Annotated in this window: 16 protein-coding genes; 9 read left to right on the top strand and 7 right to left on the bottom strand. The window is 65.9% G+C overall.

Features of this window, described 5'->3' with window-relative positions; genetic code table 11:
* The first annotated feature begins 25 nt into the window (after positions 1 to 25).
* Entirely contained in the window at positions 26 to 1,315 is a 1,290-nt protein-coding gene (locus AC5RTE_RS07770) for an MFS transporter (protein ID WP_494040823.1), read from the top strand.
* 123 nt (positions 1,316 to 1,438) lie between these two features.
* Here the strand turns inward: AC5RTE_RS07770 and AC5RTE_RS07765 are convergent, their stop codons facing one another.
* Positions 1,439 to 1,825, bottom strand: coding sequence for a DUF1844 domain-containing protein (locus AC5RTE_RS07765; protein WP_494040822.1), 387 nt, complete (start codon positions 1,823 to 1,825; stop codon positions 1,439 to 1,441).
* A 387-nt stretch (positions 1,826 to 2,212) separates the two neighbouring features.
* Here AC5RTE_RS07765 and infC point away from each other — a divergent pair, with 387 nt between their 5' ends.
* The 4 genes from infC to AC5RTE_RS07745 all read left to right on the top strand — a co-directional run bounded on the left by infC (position 2,213) and on the right by AC5RTE_RS07745 (position 5,016).
* The gene (gene infC / locus AC5RTE_RS07760) at positions 2,213 to 3,214 is read left to right on the top strand and encodes a translation initiation factor IF-3 (protein ID WP_494040821.1); all 1,002 of its coding nucleotides are present in this window, start codon (positions 2,213 to 2,215) and stop codon (positions 3,212 to 3,214) included.
* 116 nt (positions 3,215 to 3,330) lie between these two features.
* Positions 3,331 to 3,525 carry a 50S ribosomal protein L35 gene (gene rpmI, locus AC5RTE_RS07755; protein ID WP_009358635.1) on the top strand — a complete coding sequence of 65 codons (195 nt, stop codon included), beginning with the start codon at positions 3,331 to 3,333 and terminating at the stop codon, positions 3,523 to 3,525.
* 120 nt (positions 3,526 to 3,645) lie between these two features.
* Positions 3,646 to 4,038 carry a 50S ribosomal protein L20 gene (gene rplT, locus AC5RTE_RS07750; RefSeq protein ID WP_494040820.1) on the top strand — a complete coding sequence of 131 codons (393 nt, stop codon included), beginning with the start codon at positions 3,646 to 3,648 and terminating at the stop codon, positions 4,036 to 4,038.
* Positions 4,039 to 4,104: 66 nt separating this feature from the next.
* Entirely contained in the window at positions 4,105 to 5,016 is a 912-nt protein-coding gene (locus tag AC5RTE_RS07745) for a TrmH family RNA methyltransferase (protein ID WP_494040819.1), read from the top strand.
* Between the two features lie 6 nt (positions 5,017 to 5,022).
* Here AC5RTE_RS07745 and AC5RTE_RS07740 read toward each other — a convergent pair whose 3' ends face one another.
* Entirely contained in the window at positions 5,023 to 6,231 is a 1,209-nt protein-coding gene (locus AC5RTE_RS07740; RefSeq protein ID WP_494040818.1) for an MFS transporter, read from the bottom strand.
* Positions 6,232 to 6,388: 157 nt separating this feature from the next.
* Here AC5RTE_RS07740 and AC5RTE_RS07735 point away from each other — a divergent pair, with 157 nt between their 5' ends.
* Complete coding sequence (locus AC5RTE_RS07735) at positions 6,389 to 6,838, top strand: (deoxy)nucleoside triphosphate pyrophosphohydrolase (protein WP_494040817.1); 450 nt, start codon at positions 6,389 to 6,391, stop codon at positions 6,836 to 6,838.
* On the opposite strand, the gene AC5RTE_RS07730 is transcribed toward AC5RTE_RS07735, so the two are convergent.
* Together AC5RTE_RS07730 and AC5RTE_RS07725 are read right to left on the bottom strand one after the other, a co-directional pair.
* Positions 6,835 to 7,965, bottom strand: a complete 1,131-nt coding sequence (locus AC5RTE_RS07730; RefSeq protein WP_494040816.1) for an Rv2578c family radical SAM protein — start codon at positions 7,963 to 7,965, stop codon at positions 6,835 to 6,837. The two genes, AC5RTE_RS07735 and AC5RTE_RS07730, sit on opposite strands and share 4 nt — an antisense overlap.
* Positions 7,966 to 8,030: 65 nt before the next feature.
* Positions 8,031 to 8,507: a hypothetical protein gene (locus AC5RTE_RS07725; protein ID WP_494040815.1), complete on the bottom strand. Its 477-nt coding sequence runs from the start codon at positions 8,505 to 8,507 to the stop codon at positions 8,031 to 8,033.
* A 208-nt stretch (positions 8,508 to 8,715) separates the two neighbouring features.
* Between AC5RTE_RS07725 and pheS the strand changes: the two genes are divergently transcribed.
* From pheS to AC5RTE_RS07710, 3 genes are read left to right on the top strand one after another with little or no spacing between them, the layout of a single operon-like run.
* Positions 8,716 to 9,777, top strand: a complete 1,062-nt coding sequence (gene pheS / locus AC5RTE_RS07720; RefSeq protein WP_494040814.1) for a phenylalanine--tRNA ligase subunit alpha — start codon at positions 8,716 to 8,718, stop codon at positions 9,775 to 9,777.
* 2 nt (positions 9,778 to 9,779) lie between these two features.
* Positions 9,780 to 12,323 carry a phenylalanine--tRNA ligase subunit beta gene (pheT, locus tag AC5RTE_RS07715; protein WP_494040813.1) on the top strand — a complete coding sequence of 848 codons (2,544 nt, stop codon included), beginning with the start codon at positions 9,780 to 9,782 and terminating at the stop codon, positions 12,321 to 12,323.
* 17 nt (positions 12,324 to 12,340) lie between these two features.
* On the top strand, positions 12,341 to 13,018 hold the full coding sequence (locus AC5RTE_RS07710; protein ID WP_494040812.1) for a 4'-phosphopantetheinyl transferase family protein: 678 nt from the start codon (positions 12,341 to 12,343) through the stop codon (positions 13,016 to 13,018).
* A 45-nt stretch (positions 13,019 to 13,063) separates the two neighbouring features.
* Here AC5RTE_RS07710 and AC5RTE_RS07705 read toward each other — a convergent pair whose 3' ends face one another.
* The 3 genes from AC5RTE_RS07705 to AC5RTE_RS07695 all read right to left on the bottom strand — a co-directional run bounded on the left by AC5RTE_RS07705 (position 13,064) and on the right by AC5RTE_RS07695 (position 19,551).
* Positions 13,064 to 14,422, bottom strand: a complete 1,359-nt coding sequence (locus AC5RTE_RS07705) for a M1 family metallopeptidase (RefSeq protein WP_494040811.1) — start codon at positions 14,420 to 14,422, stop codon at positions 13,064 to 13,066.
* A 68-nt stretch (positions 14,423 to 14,490) separates the two neighbouring features.
* The gene (locus AC5RTE_RS07700; RefSeq protein ID WP_494041327.1) at positions 14,491 to 18,408 is read right to left on the bottom strand and encodes a Pls/PosA family non-ribosomal peptide synthetase; all 3,918 of its coding nucleotides are present in this window, start codon (positions 18,406 to 18,408) and stop codon (positions 14,491 to 14,493) included.
* 177 nt (positions 18,409 to 18,585) lie between these two features.
* A complete protein-coding gene (locus tag AC5RTE_RS07695) occupies positions 18,586 to 19,551 on the bottom strand; it encodes a quinone oxidoreductase family protein (protein WP_494040810.1) in 966 nt (321 codons plus the stop codon).
* Positions 19,552 to 19,558 lie beyond the last annotated feature (7 nt).

Below are 19,558 nucleotides of genomic sequence, written 5' to 3'. Positions count from 1 at the left end.
CTGCGGCAGACCGAAGGATCCTTTCGTGAATTTCGCTCTCTACCGGGAGTTGCTGGCCGTCCAACCCATCAGGCGGCTGCTGCTGGTGGGCCTGATCGCCCGTATTCCGCACTCGGCGGCCGGGGTGCTGCTGACCTTGCATATTGTGCTTACCCTTGGCCAGGGCTACGCAGCCGCCGGTACAGCCGCTGCCGTGATGACCATCGGTATCGCCCTGGGTGCTCCGTGGCGCGGCCGGAGGGTGGACACCGTGGGCCTGCGCAGGGCACTGATCCCTTCCGTGGTATCAGAGACGGTGATCTGGTCCATCGTGCCGCACGTGTCCTATGAGCTGCTCCTTCCCCTGGTGTTCGTGGGCGGACTGCTCACCTTGCCCATCTTCAGCGTGGTGCGCCAGTCACTCGGCGTGCTGGCCGAAGGCGAACAGCGCCGCACCGCCTTCGCATTGGACGCCATCACCACCGAAGTGGTCTTTATGATCGGTCCTGCTGCGGGTGCCATCGCGGCCACCAGCGGCTTCAGTGTAGCGGGCCTGACCATTGTGGGCGTCTGCACCTCCCTGGCCGGCCTGTTCCTGATGTGGTTCAACCCGCCAACGCGCAGCAGTGCCACCGGGGAGGACGGCGAGGCGGACCAGCAGCGCGCCGAGGCGGCCGTCATCGCCACAGCCCCGGCGCACCTGCAGGAGGCTGCCGCGGACCTGGCCCCTGCTGCCGCCCGTACTGCCCGCAGCACCGGCCTGAAGGACAGGGTGGCCGGCAGCTTCACCTGGTTCACCGCTACCGTCGCCGCACTTTTCGCTGTTGCCGCCGGGGCGGGAATGGTCCTCAGCGGCACCGACGTCGGTATTGTCGCCGCCCTCGAAACAGGCGGCCACCAGGCCGAAATCGGCATTGTTTTCCTGTTTTGGTGCGCAGCCTCCGTGGTGGGCGGCCTGGTGTACGGCGCCATGCACCGGCCCGTCCCGCCCATGATCCTCCTGCTCGGGATGGCGGCCCTGACCATTCCCATGGGATTCGCCCACGACACCTGGTCGCTTGCGCTGGTTGCCATCCTGCCGGGGCTCCTCTGCGCCCCGGTCCTCTCCTCTGCCTCCGAGAAAGTGGCGGACCTGGTGGATGAGGCGAGGCGCGGCGAGGCGATGGGCTGGTATGGCTCCGCACTCACGGCCGGCGTTGCTCTCGGGGCGCCGCTGGCGGGCGTTTTCATCGACCGGGCAGGGCCCTCCGGCGGCTTCGTAGCGGTGGGAGCCGCAGGCGTGGCGCTGTGCCTCGCGGGGATGGTCCTTCAGCGGCGCCGCAGGGCCACGCGCTGACCTTACTTCCGGATGAAGCCACGCCGCCGGTGCGGACTTTGAATTGGACGGGAGACGACGACGGCGGGCCGACCTTGAAAGGTCGGCCCGCCGTCGCGGTCTGCTCAGTTGTGCGCTGCGGCGTCAGTTGACCGCGCCGGTGTACTTCTCGCCCGGGCCCTTGCCCGGGGCGTCAGGAATCAGCGACTCTTCGCGGAAAGCAAGCTGCAGAGAACGCAGCCCATCGCGCAACGGGCCGGCGTGCTGGGAACCGATCTCCGGGGCGGCGGCGGTGACCAGGCCGGCCAGGGCGGTGATCAGTTTCCGGGCCTCGTCCAGGTCCTTCAGCTCTGCGGCATTCTCTTCCGCCGCGAGGCCAAGCTTGACCGCTGCGGCACTCATCAGGTGGACGGCGGCGGTGGTGATGACCTCGATGGCCGGCACTTCGGAGATGTCGCGGATCTGCTGGGAGACGTCGGAACCGGCGTCTGCAGGCTCGAAAACGTATGAATTACTGTCTGGGGTGCTCATACTGGTAAGCTTGACACAGACCGACTGGATGTCGTTATTTCAGGGATTGTTCCCAACAATCAAGGTTCCCCCGGCGCTTCACTGCGTTGGCGGGAATTTTTTCTGTAAGATGGCATGCAGTTTGCAAGCGGAGTTCTCTCCCACCCGCGTCAACCGCTGTTCCAAGGAATTAATGGAACGCAAGGTTGCCGGGTACTGGTTGGCATTGGAACCGGCACAGCCGGACACCCTCTGTGCAGTCCTTTATTGGGGCAGGCACAGCCAATCTTTGAGGCCTTCGATTGCTCCGGCAATTGGGGGCCTTCTCTATTTGCCGGGATTCCACAACAACACAGGAGCTTTAACATTAGCGAGCCAAGAATCAATGAGCGTATCCGCGTCCCCGAGGTGCGGCTGGTCGGCCCTGCAGGTGAACAGGTAGGAATCGTCCGTATTGAGGATGCCCTGCGCCTGGCCGCCGAGTCTGACCTTGATCTCGTTGAAGTTGCACCTCAGGCGAAGCCTCCGGTGTGCAAGCTGATGGACTTCGGCAAGTACAAGTACGAGGCCGCAGTCAAGGCACGTGAAGCACGGAAGAACCAGACGAACACCGTTCTGAAGGAAATCCGCTTCCGCCTGAAGATCGACACCCACGACTACGAGACCAAGCGCGGGCATGCCCTGCGCTTCCTCGGCGCCGGGGACAAGGTCAAGGCCATGATCCAGTTCCGCGGCCGCGAACAGCAGCGTCCCGAGATGGGCATCCGGCTGCTGCAGCGCTTTGCTGAGGATGTCGCTGAAGTCGGCGTGGTCGAATCCAGCCCCCGCATCGACGGCCGCAACATGGTCATGGTGGTTGGGCCCCTGAAAAACAAGGCGGAGGCCAAAGCCGAAGCACGCCGCGCAACGCAGCGGGCTGAAGCCAAGGCAGAAAACGAAGCCAAGGCAGCTGGCCGCATCGACGTTTCCGGTGACGACCAGGCACCGCTGACGCAGTCCCTCGCGGACCTGCTTCCCGAGGGATTCACCATCTCGACGGAGCCGGAAGCAGTGACTGAGGCTCCTGAGCAGGAGGCTGCTCCCGTCGTCGAACCGGCCGCACCTGTGGCACCTGCCAAGGAGGAAGCTCCCAAGCAGGAAGCTCCGAAGCAGGAAGCTCCAAAGGCTCCTGCGCCCAAGGCTGCCGCTCCCGCACCCAAGGCTGCTGCCGCTCCGGCACCCAAGGCTGCAGCACCGGCCGCCAAGCCGGCTGCGGAAAAGCCCGAAGCTGCCAAGCCGGCAGCTGCGGCGCCGAAGCCTGCAGCAGTGCCTGCTCCGCCGAAGCCGGTGGCCAGGCCGGCTGCACCCAAGCCTGCCGCGCGCCCTGCCCCCAAGGCAGTGCCGAAGCCGGCCGGCAAGAAGACAACTTAGTCCACAGCTGCCGGAGTTCGTCCTCCGGCAGTCAGCAACCAGCACGCCGTCCCTTGGGGCAGCTGCGCGATAGAACTGCAGGCCCAGCCTGCGGACACGTAAGGAGATCGGTTCCCATGCCGAAGATGAAAACCCACAGTGGTGCTAAGAAGCGCTTCAAGCTGACCGGCAGCGGCAAGCTGCGCCGCCAGCAGGCAAACCGCCGCCACTACCTCGAGCACAAGTCCTCCAGGCTGACCCGCCGCCTCGCCGGCGACAAGATCGTCTTCAAGGGCGATGCCAAGGTCATCCGGAAGATGCTCGGCATCTAGTTTCCAAGTTTTCTGACTGACCACCACCTGGTGTAAGTCACCTACCAAAAAGCCTTCTCAGGCCGCCGGGAAATTCCGGCAGTAGATGCTTGGGAGCAGAATTTTCGAAGGAGTACGCACGTGGCACGTGTGAAGAGGGCGGTCAACGCCCACAAGAAGCGCCGGGTTATCCTTGAACGCGCAAAGGGCTACCGTGGACAGCGTTCACGCCTTTACCGCAAGGCAAAAGAGCAGCTGCTGCACTCGTTTGTGTACAGCTACGGTGACCGCAAGAAGAAGAAGGGCGACTTCCGCCGCCTGTGGATCCAGCGCATCAACGCTGCTTCCCGCGCGAATGGCCTCACCTACAACCGTCTGATCCAGGGCCTGAAGGCCGCTGAGGTTGAGGTTGACCGCCGCATGCTCGCCGAACTGGCCGTTTCCGACGCCAACGCCTTTGCTGCGCTGGTCCAGGTTGCCAAGGACTCGCTGCCGGCCGACACCTCCGCCAAGAGGGTTGCCGCTGCACAGTAGTACCTGCCTTCCCTCGGACGAGGGGCAGTTCAGGAACCCGTGGCCCTAGCCACTAAGGTTTCCTATATGAACGAAACTGGGCGCCCGCAGGATTTTCCACTCTCCAACCCCCGAGCAGATCGGGTGAGGGATGTGGCAAAACTTGCCGGGCGCCCGGCCCGTTTAAAGCGCAGCCAGTTCCTGGTTGAGGGCCCGCAAGCGGTGCGCGAAGCACTGAAGCTGCACCAGCAGCGCGTGGCCGTAGGAGCCCCCGGACTGGTTATGGAGCTCTTCGCAAGCGAAGCCTGCCTGGACCGGTTTCCGGAGTTCGAGGAGCTGTCCGAAGGCACGAACGCCCGGCTTGCCACGGAGGACGTCCTGGCCGCTATGGCGGATACTGTCAACCCGCAGGGAGTCATTGCCGTTTGCCGCTTCCTGGACGTCACGCTGGAGGAAGTGCTCGACGCCGGTCCCCGCCTGATCGCCGTCCTGTGCGAGGTCCGTGATCCCGGTAATGCCGGAACCGTTCTGCGTGCGGCAGATTCCGCCGGAGCAGACGCAGTGGTGCTCACGGGCTCCAGCGTGGACATCTACAACCCCAAGGCGGTCCGCTCCACCGCGGGATCGCTGTTCCACCTCCCCGTGGTGCTCGGGGCCGACGTGAACCGCCTCGCGGCGTCATGCCGCGCCCGGGGGATCGGGATCCTGGCAGCGGACGGTTACGGATCCCTCAATCTTGATGCCCTGCAGGACGAGAACGCCCGGCGCAGGCTTACCGGTGCAGGACCCGACTCCGCGTACGACCTGGCGGCCCCCACCGCCTGGCTCTTCGGCAATGAAGCGCAGGGGTTGTCCCAGGAGGAGCTGGGCCTGGCTGACCACAGGGTGGCAGTTCCGGTTTACGGAGCTGCGGAAAGCCTTAACCTCGGCACTGCTGCCACGGTCTGCCTCTATGCCAGTGCCCGTTCCCAGCAGGTCCCCGCAGGCGTCAGCCCCTAATAGGGTTCACGCGGCAAGTGGTTTTCGGCGTTCCAGCATCCCGCTTGCAAGGGCAACACCAAGCCCCAGTACAGCCAGGCATGCGCCCACCAGGGCGGGGGCCACATAGCCCCAACCCCAGGCAATGACCAGCCCGCCCAGGAAAGCGCCCAGGGCGTTGGCTACGTTGAGGGCAGCGTGGTTCAGGGACGACGCCAGGGACGGCGCGTCCGGGGAGGCATCCAGGAGGCGGGTCTGCAGCGCAGGCACAAGCATGGACCCGGCTGCTCCCACCACGAAGACCATCACCAGCGCTGACCAGGGCCAGTGGGCGGCGATGGCGTACACCACCAGGGCTGCCGCGATGGCAGGCAGCACGCTGTACAGGGTTCCCATCACTGATTTGTCGGCGATCCTGCCGCCCACCACGTTGCCGGCCACCATGCCCAGGCCGTAAAGCGCAACCACCAGTGGAATCAGCGCGGACGGGAGGCCGGCTACATGGGTCATCGTGTGGGAGATGTAGGTGTACGTGGCAAAAAATCCGCCAAAGCCCACGATGCCAATCATGATGGCAAGCCACACCTGCAGCCGTTTCAGCGCCCCAAGTTCCCGGCGGATGCTTGCATCAGGGTGGGCCTCGTGGAAGGGAACGAAGCGCCAGATCAGCACCAGGGTCAGCGCCCCGAGGAGGCCTACAAGGATAAAGAGCAGCCGCCAGCCGTAGGTTTGTCCCACCCACGTTGCCGCCGGCACGCCGATGACGTTTGAAATGCTGAGACCTGCCATAACCATGGAGATGGCCCAACCCCGGCGGGTGGCGGGCACGAGCGAGGCGGCGATGACAGCGGCAACGCCGAAAAACGCGCCGTGCGGTAGGCCGGCCGCGAACCGTGACACGAGCATGGTCCCGTAATCAGGGGCCAGGAAAGAGGTGAGGTTGGCGACAGTAAAGAACAGCATGAGGCCCAGCGCGAGATTTTTGCGCGGAAGCTTTGCACCGACGGCGGCAAGCAGTGGGGCGCCCACCACCACGCCCAGCGCGTAGGCGGAGATAAGGTGCCCGGCTTCGGGCGTACTGATGTTGAGGCCCTGTTCCACTTCCTTGAGCAGGCCCATCATGGTGAACTCGGTGACCCCGATGCCCACCCCGCCCATGGCTAGGGCGATGATGGCCATGGCGATATTGGGGGAGGAGGTGCTCTTTGCCGTGGGTGATTCTAGGACGGTGCTCATGTGCCTGCTTTTCAAAGTGCTGGAGGTAGGTGTGCAGCCACGGCAATGGGGCTGATGTAGTCCTGGACCCCCATGAAAACTCCTTCGGGCATGCAGGTATTCCCGGGACGGGGAAAGAGTGCCCGGGTACCTCCATTGTCCCCCATACAATGAAGCGGTGACTGGACTGATACAGGTGGTGGGCGGCGCTGTGGTGGACCGCCTCCGGGAGCCCTCCAAGCTGCTTGTGGCCCGCCGCAGCGCGCCGGAAAAGCTCGCCGGCCTCTGGGAGTTCCCGGGCGGCAAGGTGGAACCGGGCGAGGAACCGGAGCCGGCGCTGTGCCGGGAGTTGGCCGAGGAACTGGGAATCAGCGTCCGGCTGGGCGCAGAGCTTCCGGCCGAAGCCCCTCATGGATGGCCCTTGAATGACCAGGCCAGCATGCGGGTATGGTTCGCGGAAATCGCCGGCGGCGAGCCCCAGCCCCTCGAGGACCATGATGAACTCCGGTGGGTGTCACTGGATAACCCGAAGGAAGTCCTGGGGCTTCCGTGGATTCCAGCCGATTTGCCGATTGTCCGGGCCCTGCTCACCGTAGCGGCGATTCCGGCAGGATCAACGCGCTCTTAGAAAAGCGTCGCCTGGTCCGCTGCCCCTGACGGGCTCACCGAAGCGCTGGATCCTGGCTGTCCGGACCCTGGCTGCGGCGTTCCCGCCGCCATGGATGGGATGACGCCTGCGGGGTACTCCGCCTCCTCACCACGGGGATCGTCCAGCTCCCGGTGGCTGAAGCCGGACGAGTGGGAAAAACCGTGCCGCGCCTTGAAGTAGCGGACTTTTCCTGCGAGCCAGGTGCGGTACTCCTTGGAGGCATAGGAACCGGTTCCGTAAAGGCGCCGGTAGCGGCCGGCGAGTACGGGATGGTTTGTTGCGATCCACTTCATAAACCATTCCCTGGTCCCCGGCTTCAGGTACAGCGCACCGGCAGTGACCCCGGTAGCTCCGGCGGCTGCGAGGGAGGCGAAAAGAGAATCCAGGGCTTCGTCGCTGTCCGAGAGCCACGGCAGGATGGGCATGGCCATGACCCCGCAGGGCAGCCCGGCTTCGCGAAGCCTCGATACCAGCTTCAGCCGTGCCCGCGGCCCAGGCGTTCCCGGCTCCACGGACTCGGACAGGGCTTCGTCGGTCATGGCCAGGGAGATGCCAAGCCCCACAGGCACTTGGGTGGCCGCGCTCTTCAGCAGGGGGATGTCCCGAGCCAGCAGCGTTCCTTTAGTCAGGATGGAAAGGGGAGTGCCGGATTCAGCGAGGGCGTTGATGATCCCGGGCATCAACCGATAACGTCCCTCGGCGCGCTGGTACGGGTCCGTGTTGGTGCCCAGGGCCACCTGCTGGCGTGTCCAGGACGGTTTGGCCAGCTCTTTGCGAAGGACCTCGGCAGCGTTGACTTTCACCACCACCTGGCTGTCAAAGTCCAGCCCGGCGTCGAAATCGAGGTAGGTGTGCGTCTTCCTGGCAAAGCAGTAGACGCAGGCGTGGCTGCAGCCGCGGTAGGGGTTGATGGTCCACTCGAAAGGCATCCGTGAACCGGCCGGGACTCTGTTGAGCAAGGACTTGGAAGTGACCTCGTGGAAGGTGATGCCGGCGAAATCGGGAGTCGTCACGGACCTGACCAGGCCCGCGAGTGGAAGCAGCGCAGGGGCCGCCGCACCCGCTTCCACCGGCGCCGGTATCAGTGCTTGGGCATCCCATCTCATGACCTCCATTCGAATATATGTTCGAACTTAAGTCAAGCACCGCCGCCGGCTTCCGCGCCCGAGCCTCACGCCTCCATCGTGGAAGGGCGGCGGGAGCGGCGGTTCGAGGGCGGAGGATAACCGCCGGCGGCCAACCCGGCGCGGCGTTCAAAGACATTGCCCGTGCCCGGATTGCCGGTCCGAACCACCGACCAGGCGGCGGCGAGGAGATACAGCGGAAGGAAAGGAACCCCAAGGCACCACGCGTACTGGGAGCAGTGTTTCTCCTCGTGTCCCAGCAGCGCCGGCCGGGAGAGCAGGTCAGAAGCAGTGCCGCGGCACAGAACCACGTTCCCGAGGGTGAAAGCGCCGGCGAACGGCAGACGCCACCGGTATCCTGCCGCGATGAACAGCCCGCGCGGGCCCCTGCTGACTTCCGTCCGCGCCGCCGCAGCCACGGCAAGGCCCAGGGCAGTGCTGCCATTAACCGCGTTGGCGGCCAGCCGCAGCCGCTGGCTGACTGTCAGGGGCGCCCGGGATTCAGGGGCCAACCGTGGTGTCATGAGGACATGGTAGCCGGGGGTTCAATTAGACTGGAGGGCAGTGGCCGCCGGATCTTCCGGTGCGCCCTGACCCGGTCATTGAATGAACTGATACTTGCACGAGTATTCAGGTCATTCATCCATGACCTGCCAGTGACGGACGCGCCGCGGGGAAACCGCGCCGGCCGCGCCGCCGCCGGCAGCCACGACTCGTAGCTAAGAACAGTAGATGACTGAAACTTTGCCGGACGCCGCCATCCCGAACCCCACGGATGAAGCCGCCATCACTGCCGCTGTAGACCAGGCCATCGCCGCCATTGCCGGCGCGGCCACCCTTGACGGGCTCAAGGCGGTGAGGCTCGCGCACACCGGTGAGAAGTCGCCGCTCAGCCTCGCCAACCGCGAAATCGGAAAGCTGCCCAAGGACCAGAAGGCCGTCGCCGGCAAGCTCATGGGCGCGTCCCGCGGACGCGTCAACAAGGCGCTCGCCGACCGCACGGCAGAACTGGAAGCGGAAAACGACGCCCGGATCCTGCTCGAGGAGACCGTTGACGTCACTGCCGCACCCCGCCGTCGCCGTGCCGGTGCCCGCCACCCCCTGTCCACCCTCCAGGACCGCGTTGCGGACATCTTTGTGGGCATGGGCTGGGAGATCGCCGAGGGGCCGGAAGTCGAATCTGAATGGTTCAACTTCGATGCACTGAACTTCAAACCGGACCACCCGGCGCGCGAGATGCAGGACACCTTCTTTGTGGAACCGCCCGAGGCCCACCTCCTGATGCGCACCCACACTTCTCCGGTGCAGGTCCGCTCCATGCTGGAACGCGAGCTGCCCATCTACGTCCTGTGCCCGGGCAAGGTATTCCGCACGGACGAGCTGGACGCCACGCACACGCCGGTGTTCCACCAGTTCGAGGGCCTGGCCATCGACAAGAAGCTCAGCATGGCTGACCTGCGCGGCACCCTTGAGCACTTTGCCCGGCAAATGTTTGGCGACGAAGCCCAGATCCGGCTGCGCCCCAACTACTTCCCGTTCACGGAGCCATCCGCGGAACTGGACATCTGGCATCCCGGTGCCAAGGGCGGCCCGCGCTGGATCGAGTGGGGCGGCTGCGGCATGGTCAACCCCAACGTGCTCCGTGCCGCAGGCATCGACCCGGAGATCTACTCAGGTTTTGCCTTCGGCATGGGTATTGAACGCACCCTGATGTTCCGCAACGAGGTGGGGGACATGCGCGACATGATCGAAGGCGATGTACGTTTCAGCGAGCACTTCGGGATGGAGATCTAACAGTGCGTATCCCAATTTCATGGCTGCGTGAATTCGCAGAGGTACCGGCCGGAGCAACGGCCGAAGACGTTATGGCCGAGCTCGTCAAGGTCGGCTTTGAGGAGGAGGACGTCCACCGCCCCACGGACACTCTCCAGGGCCCCATCGTGGTGGGCCAGGTGCTGAGCCTGGTCAAGGAACCGCAGACCAACGGCAAAACCATCAACTGGTGCCAGGTCCGTGTTGTCCCCGAGGGCCAGGAGCAGACCCTGACAGGCAAGGGCATCGACCCGTCCGGCGTGCAGGGCATCATCTGCGGCGCCCACAACTTCGTTGAGGGCGACAAGGTAGTGGTCACGCTTCCGGGCGCGGTTCTCCCCGGGGATTTCCACATCTCTGCCCGCAAGACCTATGGCCACCTTTCCGCCGGCATGATCGCCTCGGTCCGCGAACTCGGCATCGGCGAGGACCATGACGGCATCCTGGTGCTGTCCCGCATTGGGCTGGATCCCGAAATCGGCACCGACGCCATGGAGCTCCTGGGCCTCTACGACCAGGCGGCGGAAATCAACGTCACCCCGGACCGCGGCTACGCCTTCTCCATCCGCGGCCTGGCACGCGAGTACGCGCACGCCACCGGGACCGCCTTCAACGATCCCGCCTCGCGGGTCAGCGCTCCCGCGGCGCCCGCGGGCGGCTATGGCGTCAAAATCAACGACGACGCCCCGATCTACGGCAAGCCGGGCTGCGACCGGTTCGTGGCCCGCACCATCCGCGGCGTGGACGCCACCAGGCCCACACCACCGTGGATGACCTCCCGGCTCCGGCTGGCCGGCATCCGCTCCATCTCACTGCCGGTGGACATTTCCAACTACGTGATGCTGGAACTCGGCCAGCCCACGCACTGCTATGACCTGGACAAACTGTCCGGGGACATCGTGGTGCGCCGGGCCCTGGCGGGCGAGAAGATCACCACTTTGGATGACAAGGAACGGACGCTCGACGCCGAGGACCTCCTGATCACCGACGCTTCCGGGCCGATTGGCATCGCCGGCGTGATGGGCGGGGCGGCCACCGAGGTGGGCGATTCGACGTCGAACATCCTGGTCGAGGCCGCGCACTTCGATGAGGTTTCCATCGCCCGCTCGCGCCGCCGGCACAAGCTGCCGTCCGAGGCCTCCAAGCGTTTCGAGCGCGGCGTGGACTGGCAGGTGGCCGGCATCGCCGCGCAGCGGGTAGTGGACCTCCTGGTGGATCTGGCGGGTGGCACGGCTGACGAGGCGGGAACCGACGTCGGCACCGTCCCGGACCCCGTCACGATCGCACTGCCCGCGGACTTCGCTGCCGCCCGGATCGGCATCGATTTCACCGAAGAGCAGATTGTTACTTCCCTTGAGGACCTTGGCGCCACCGTGGTGAAGAACGACGGCGGGTGGAGCGTTACTGCCCCGAGCTGGCGGCATGACCTGGAGACCAAGGAGGATCTTTCCGAGGAGATCGCCCGGCTGGTGGGTTACGACCGAATTCCCGCCACCTTGCCGGTGGCGCCTCCCGGGCGCGGCCTGACCCGCGTGCAGCAGCAGCGCCGGCGCCTCATCCAGGCGCTGGCTGACGCCGGGCTCACCGAAGTGCTGTCTTATCCCTTTGTGTCCAAGGCCGCCAACGACACCTTTGGCGTGGCAGAACAGGGAGCAGGGCGGACAGCGGTCAAGCTGGCAAACCCCATCAGCGAGGAGCAAGGCTTCCTGCGCGCCTCCATCCTGCCGGGACTCATTGAGGTGGCCAAGCGCAACCACTCGCGCGGTTTCCGCGACCTCGCCATCTTCGAGTCGGGCCTGGTGTTCCTGCCGGCGGAGCGGATGGGGACAGACTCCATCCCGCCCCTGGGCATCAAGCCAAGTGATGAGGTGCTGGACGGACTGTACGACGGCGTCCCGGCCCAACCGTTCCACCTTGCCGTGGTCCTCACCGGGCACGATTCCCCGGCCGCCGCGGCACATTCACCGCGGCTGTGGGACTGGGCGGACGCCCTGGACATTGCCCGCCTTGCCGGTGATGTCCTGGGCGTGGAAGTAGTGGTCAGCCAGGGCAGCCACCAGGCATTCCACCCGGGCCGCGCTGCGCAGCTGTCCCTGCGGTCGGGGGAGGTTGTGGGTTACGCCGGAGAGCTGCACCCCAAGCTCCTTGCAGCCTCTGACATGCCTGCCCGCTCGGTTGCCCTGGAACTCAACGCCGACGCCCTGTTCAGCGCCGCGGCGGACGTCATCGTGGCGCGCCACATTTCCTCGTTCCCGGTTGCCACCCAGGACGTGGCGCTTGTGGTGCCTGCCGGCGTTCCGGCCGAGGACGTACTGGCAGCACTCCGGGAAGGCGCCGGTGAGCTGTTGGAGGACGTTGCGCTTTTCGATGTCTACACCGGCAAAGGGATCGAAGAAGGCAAGAAGTCCCTCGCTTTCGGGCTCCGCTTCCGCGCGGCTGACCGCACGTTGACAGCGGATGAGGCATCAGCTGCACGGGAAGCCGCAGTGGCAGCGGCGGCCGGGCGCTTCGGCGCGGTCCAGCGCTAGGCGGCACACCGGGCCATATGGACTCCAGGCTCGTGCTGCGGGCAGCGAATGTGTCTGCTGATCTTCGCTGTCCGCAGGCAGGCACCGGTCCCGGGGATGGAGTGATTCCCGGGCGGGCAGAGGCGTTGCGGGCAGCAGCCATGGAACCCGGTGCCGCCGCCCGCTTCCTGGCCGGCAGGGCGGCCCTGCGCCGCTTTGCGGGCAATATACTCGAGATCCCCGCCGCTCAACTGACGGCAGCGTACTCCTGTCCGCGATGCGGGTCCGGACCTGACCTGTCCCATGGCCGCCCGGGTTTTACGCATCACGGCCGGTCGCTGCCCCTGCTGCTGAGCATGGCCCGTGCCGGGGACTGGGTTCTGTTGGCGGCCCTCCACTCACCGGCGGCGGGGGAAAGGCTGGGTGCCGACGCCGAGGATCCGGAACGGCTTGACTTCGTGGGCTTCGACGCCGTGGCCCTGGCGGACGGAGAAAAGCCCGCCCTTGCCGGTCTCCACGGATCAGCCCTCCTCCGCGAAAGGGCGCGGCTGTGGACCCGGAAAGAGGCCTGGCTCAAAATGACCGGCGATGGACTCCGGAGGGATCCCCGTGAGGTGGCTGTCCTGGACAAGCCGGGGCTGACCGACCTGCCGCCTGCCGCAACAGGCCTGCCGGCCTCGCTCGTTGCTGCCGTAGCGCTCGGCCGGCTCAGTTAGCGTGGCCGGATTCTGCTGGGCCGGGTTTTGCCAAGCCGGATTCTGCTAGGCCGGCAGCGGCGGAAGCGCCAATTCGAAGAGCCAGGGATGAAGCACCGCCTCGGCGTCGATGCCCGTCACGCGGTTCGCCGCGAGCACGAAGTCGGCTGTTGCAACCGATCCGTGGGAGTGGGTCCTGGTCCACTCCTGCAGCAGTGTGAAGAAGGCCAGGTCCCCGCAATGGCGCCGGAGCGCGTGCAGTGCCAGCGCACCCCGCTTGTAGACGCGGTCGTCAAACATCAGGGCGGGGCCGGGATCTCCGATCAGCAGGTCCTGTTCCGCTTGGGCCAGCACATGCCAGGCTGACGCTGCCCTCTCCTGGGCGCCCAGGACGCCGGCCTCCTCAGACCAGATCCACTCCGCGTAGCAGGCAAAACCCTCGTGAAGCCAAATGTCATGCCAGCCTGCCACAGTCAGCGAGTTGCCGAACCACTGGTGCGAAAGCTCATGGGCGATAAGCCGCTGGGATTCCCAATCGAAGCCCATATGGTTCCGTCCGAAGATCGACAGCGATTGGGCTTCGAGCGGGATCTCCAGTACGTCATCAGCGATCACCACGGTGTATCCCGGGAAGGGGTACGGGCCGAACCGCCGGACGAATGTCGCCATCATGTCACGCTGCCGTCCCAGCGCGGCCCCTGCTGCGTCGGCGAGGGACGGGGGCACCGCGGCGGTCTGGACCACGCCGCCGGCAGATCCGTCGTCAAGGACCACGGATTCGTACCTGCCGATTTGCACCGTGGCCAGATAGGTGGCCATTGGCTCTTTCTGCTCGTACGTCCAGGTCTCCCTGCTGGACCCGCGTGTGTTGTTGACCAGCACGCCGTTACAGACGGCCCGGTAGCCAGTGTCCGTCGTGACGGAGATGCGGTAGCTGGCCTTGTCCCGGGGTTGGTCATTGCAGGGGAACCAGGAAGGGGCGCCGTTGGGTTGTCCTGCGACCAGTACACCGTCAGTCAATTCTTCCCAGCCCACCTCGCCCCAAAGGCCGCGGCGGGGAGCAGGATTGCCCTCATAGCGGACGTCCACGGTGAAGCCTTCGCCGGAAACGAGGGCGGCCTCCAGATGCACCACCAGTTGTTCGGCGCGCTGGGAAAAGCGGCGCACCCGGCGGCCGTTGAACTGCACTTTGACTGCCCGAAGCCCGGCCAGGTCAAGCACAACGGCCGAAGCAGCGCGGTTGGCTACGGCGTGTAGCAGGGCCCTGCCGTTCAGCCGGTTGCTCGCAAGCCTGTAATCCAGTTCCAGCTCGTACCGGTGCACACTATAGGCGCCGGTGCCATGGTGGGCAGCATAGGGGCCTGAGTCCAGGGCGGGTCCGTACCCGCGGGTGGAGGTTCCGCGCACTGTTTCTGGCGAGCTCATCGGGGAGGGGCCTTCGCTACTACTGTTGTTGGACGGAGAAGTGTTGCTGCAGGTGATGCCGGAGCGCCTTATTTCGCCGGCGGCCGGCCCGGCCCGGCCCACGGGCTGACAGGGTTGCCCATCCAGTAGGTTCCCGCCGGTACTGTCTCCCCACGCATCACCAGCGATGCGGGACCAACTGTTCCACCGGAGCCTATCCGCGCCTGCGGAAGGATGACACCATGTGGTCCCATCGTTGCGCCGTCTTCGAGCGTAACAGGGCCAATGCTCATGATCCGGTCGTGGAAAAGGTGGGTTTGAACCACGCAGCCCCGGTTGACGGTGGAGTTCGCACCCAAGGTAACGAGATCAGCCTCCGGCAGCCAATAGCTCTCGCACCATGTTCCGGAACCGATTTTGGCCCCAAGGGCGCGCAGCCACCAGACAAGGGCCGGTGTGCCGGTGGCGGCACGGGCGAACCAGGGCGCGCTGACCATCTCGATGAACGTGTCCACCACTTCGTTGCGCCAGATGAAAGAAGTCCACAGGGGATGTTCACCGGCCCTGATCCGGCCGATGAGCAGCCACTTGGCCGCAACGGCGCTGCCGGCTGCCACTGCTCCTGCCAGGAGCATCACCAAACCCCCAAGCAAGGCAGCCAGCGCATAACCACCGGCCGAGGCCAACCAGTCAAAGGCCAGCAGGACCGCGGCGGCGAGTCCCACTGTCAGCACCACGGGAACGAAACGGCAGCTTTCCCATAGCGCCCGGGCGATTTTCAGCCTCCGCGGCGGCTGGTAGGTGCGCGAGTTGTCTGACGCGACAGCGGTGCGCCGCAAACGGACGGGAGGGCTTCCCAGCCAGGATGTTCCGGACTTGGCTTTGGACGGCGTCGCCGAGAGTACGGCCACCAGTGAGTTCTTTGGAACATTGCGGCCCGCTCCGGTCATTCCCGAGTTGCCGAGGAATGACCGCTTGCCAATCTTGGCGGGTGCGATCCTCAACCAGCCGCCGCCAAGCTCGTAAGAGGCCACCATGGTGTCGTCGGCCAGGAACGCGCCCTCGCCCACCGTGGTCATTTTGGGAAGCAGCAGCACGGTGGAAGCTTCCACGTTCTTTCCGACCTTTGCGCCCAGCAGCCGGAGCCAGACAGGTGTAAACAGGCTGGCATAGATGGGAAACAGCAGGTCGCGGGCCAGATCCAGCACGCGTTCCGTAGCCCAGACCTGCCAGCCGATCCGGCTCCGGACACGGTAGTAGCCCTCGCGCAGGCCCAAGCCCAGCAGGCGGGTGGTGCCCAGGATCAGGAGCAGGTTGGCAGCGAACCAGGCAAGGGCGGCAAGAGGCAAGGAAACCAGCAGGGGAATCCACGCCTCCGACAGCGAACTGTTGCCCCTGATGAACGAGAACACCACCAGGCAGGCAACTCCCGCGGAAAGGTAGGGAATCATGGCCAGCAGGGTGCTGGCGGCGGCGAACGCGGTAAGCCAGAGCCGGTCAAGTCCTGGACTGGTGGGCGGCTGGGCGGGCCAGTTCTGCTTGGCTTTGCCCCTGCGTTCTGCCGGGGAACCGGCCACAACCTGGCCCGCCTTGACCTTGCCCAGAACCGCCGAACCCGGCTCCACCTGCCCGCCTGCCCCGATGCTGGCGCCGGGCATCAGGGTGCTGCGGGCACCTACCGTGGCACCTGCCCCAATGCGGATGGCTCCGATGTGCACGTCGTCGCCGTCGATCCACCATCCCGAAAGGTCCACCTCGGGCTCCACATTCGCCCCGTTGCCAAGCGAGAGGAAGCCGGTGACCGGCGGCAGCGAGTGCAGGTGCACGTTACTGCCGATCTTCGCACCCAGAGCGCGCGCGTAATAGGGAACCCAGGGTGCGCTTGCCAGACTTATCGCCCCCGCAAGATCCTGAATCTGCTCAGCCAGCCACAACCGCAGATGGACTTTGCCGGACCTGGGGTAGGTCCCGGGCTCAACCTTCCGGAGCAGGAGACGGGCCGCGGCCACGGACAAGCCCATGCGTCCGGCAGGACTGACGAACACCAGCCAGGACGCACCAACCCACCACCAGGACACTGTTACCGCGCCGCTGAAACCGGCCAGCCCGGCGAGGACGTTGTTGCCTGCCATCAGGTAGGTCAGCCACCGCATGCTCACGAGGATATGCAACGGCACTCCCATCAGAGTCTGGAAAACCTGGGACTTGCGGGCGGTAGGCCGGACGATGCGCGCCTCGGCGGGGCCGGCCGCAGCTCCCTTCGGCATGGACTGGCGGGCAGCATCGATGAGGGCCCCGACCCTGGGCGTGGCGTAGATGTCTGCCACAGTGATGGTGGGGTAGCGGACCCGGAGCGCGGAAACGAGTTGGGCTGCGGCCAGGGACCCGCCGCCGGCGGCAAAAAAGTCTGCGTCGAGGCTGGTCGCCTTGATGCCGAGGACGGCGCCCCACTGCTCGACAATCCAGCGGGCGTCATCGGGGAGGTTAAGCGGGGCAGCGGCTGCGTCATCGGCGCCGGAACCTGCAAGCGGCCAGGGCAGGGCGTTCCGGTCCACCTTGCCGCTGGTCTTGGTTGGCAGGGAGCCGACGACGGTCAACAGCGGAACCAAGGCGGCGGGAAGGGTGGCAGCAAGGGCTTGGCGGGCGGCGGTAAGGTCCGGTTTCGCAGCCCCGGCGGGCGCAAGGTACCCCACCAGGATCTGGTTCCCGGCCGCCGTCGTACGGACGGCGGCCGCAGCACCGGCGATCCCGGGCAGGGCCTGCAATGCGGCATCCACTTCGCCAAGTTCAATGCGGCGTCCGCCCAGTTTGACCTGCTCGTCGGCGCGGCCCATGAAGACGAGTCCTTCGGCTTCGTAGCGGACAAGGTCACCCGAGCGGTAGGCGCGCTGCCAGCCGAGTGCCGGGAAGGGCGCATACTTTTCGGCGTCCTTGGCCGCGTCCAGGTAACGGGCAAGCCCTACTCCGCCGATGATGAGTTCACCTACGGCTCCTTCCGGGACCGGAACGCCTTGGCCGTCCACTACCGCCAGATCCCAGCCGTCCAGGGGAAGCCCGATCCGCACTGGTCCCCGTCCGCCCAAGGGGGCAGCGCAGGCCACAACGGTGGCCTCGGTGGGGCCGTAGGTATTCCAGACTTCCCGGCCGTCAACGGCCAGCCGTTCAGCCAGTTCCAGGGGGCAGGCTTCGCCGCCAAAGATCAGCAACCGGACGTTTTCCAATGCTTCGGCGGGCCACAGGGCAGCCAGGGTGGGGACGGTGGACACAACGGTGATGCCGTGGCTAATGAGCCAGGGGCCCAAGTCCATGCCGGTGCGGACCAATGCCCGCGGAGCCGGGACCAGGCAGGCGCCGTGCCGCCACGCCAGCCACATCTCCTCGCACGAGGCATCAAAAGCCACTGACAAGCCTGCAAGCACCCGGTCTGACGTTCCAAGGGGCTCTGGGGCGAGGAATATCCGGGCCTCGGCGTCCACGAAGGCGGCTGCTGAACGGTGCCGGACGGCGACGCCCTTGGGCGTTCCCGTGGAGCCGGACGTGAAGATTACCCAGGCGTCGTCATCAACCTCTGCTGTCCGGGGGGAGGGAAAGGGCGAGGGCAGGGTGCCGTTGAGCGTCACTCCGCTTTCAGTCACGACGGCGGCGACACGCGCTTCAGCGAATACCAGCCTGGCCCGTTCCTCGGGATCATCCGCGTCCACGGGAACATAGGCAGCGCCAATGAGCAGGATGGCCAGGATGGAAATGTACAGCCTGTTGGTGCCGGACGGGACGCGAACGCCGATCCTGTCGCCGGCCCCGAGCCCGGCAAGGTGCATCTCCCGTCCGGCCGAGCGGACCGCCGCGAGCAATTGGGCGTAGCTCAGGGATTCCCGGCCGTCGTCAAGGGCGGAGGCATCCGGGTAGCGGTCCGCGGTGTCCTGGAGGATGTCAACAAGCGTCCTCGCGGGGGGAGTCGCGGCGGACCCGGCAAGCTGCGCCTCGTAGCGGGGGAGGAGCCCCGGGATGCCGTCTGTTGCAAGGCTGCTGCTTTGTTGCTCGGTCACCAGAGCAGTGTGCCGGGACAAGGTGAACAGAAAGTGACCAAATTTGCCGGCTGTCCACCCGTTGGTCCGACGTTGTTCAACACGGGCCCGGCGAACTTTATACCCGCTCAAGTTGCGCCCCGGGCCCGGAAGCTGCCGTTACGGAACCAGGATGACCTTTCCGGTGGTGCGGCGGCCTTCGAGGTCGCGGTGCGCCTGACCGGCCTCCGCGAGCGGATACGATGCGCCGATCCGGACCTTGAGGCTGCCGTTCGCGGCGGCGGCGAAGATCTCGTCCGAGCGCCAGCGCCGTTCCGCCGCGTCCTGCAGGTAGTGCGCCATGGTGGGTCTGGTGAGGAACAGCGAGCCGCCTGCGTTCAGCCGCTGCGGGTCCACAGGCGGAACGGGGCCTGAGGCTGCGCCGAACAGAACCAGAGTCCCCCGCACCCGAAGGGCGTTAAGGGAACCGTCAAAGGTGTCCTTGCCAACGCCGTCATAAACAACGTCCACTCCCTTGCCGTCGGTGAGGTCCCGCACGGCCGTACTAAAACCGTCATACCGCAGGACGTGGTCCGCCCCGGCGTCAAGTGCGAGGGCTTCCTTCTCGTCGGTGGAGACCGTGGTGATGACCCGCGCACCCTTGGCCTTGAGGAGCTGGATGAGCAGCAGCCCCACCCCGCCTGCGCCGGCGTGCAGCAGGACGTCCTGGCCGGCTTCAACCTTGAAGGTGGAGTTGACCAGGTAATGTGCGGTCAGGCCCTGCAGGGGGAGGGCGGCGGCGGTGGCATCGTCCAGTCCTTCCGGCACAGACAAGGCCTTATCCTCGTCGACCAGCGCATAGCCGGCATAGCAGTCTGCGCCCTCGGCCGTAGCCACCCGGTCCCCTTCCGCGAACGCCGTTACCCCAGGGCCCACGCCCACAACCTTTCCCGCGGCTTCCGAGCCCGGGGTAAACGGATACGGGACCTTGTAAACCCCGCCGCGTTTGTAGGTGTCAATGAAGTTGACGCCCGCTGCAGCCACCTGGATCAGCAGTTGTCCGGGACCGGGAGCGGGAGCTTCCACTTCTTCGTAAACGAGGACTTCCGGTCCGCCTGCCTGCCGTGCGACGATTGCGTGCGTCATTGCTCCC

Source organism: Arthrobacter sp. K41 (assembly GCF_059089645.1).
The sequence above is the reverse complement of the archived record's forward strand: the minus strand, read 5'-3'. Positions and strand labels throughout refer to the sequence as shown.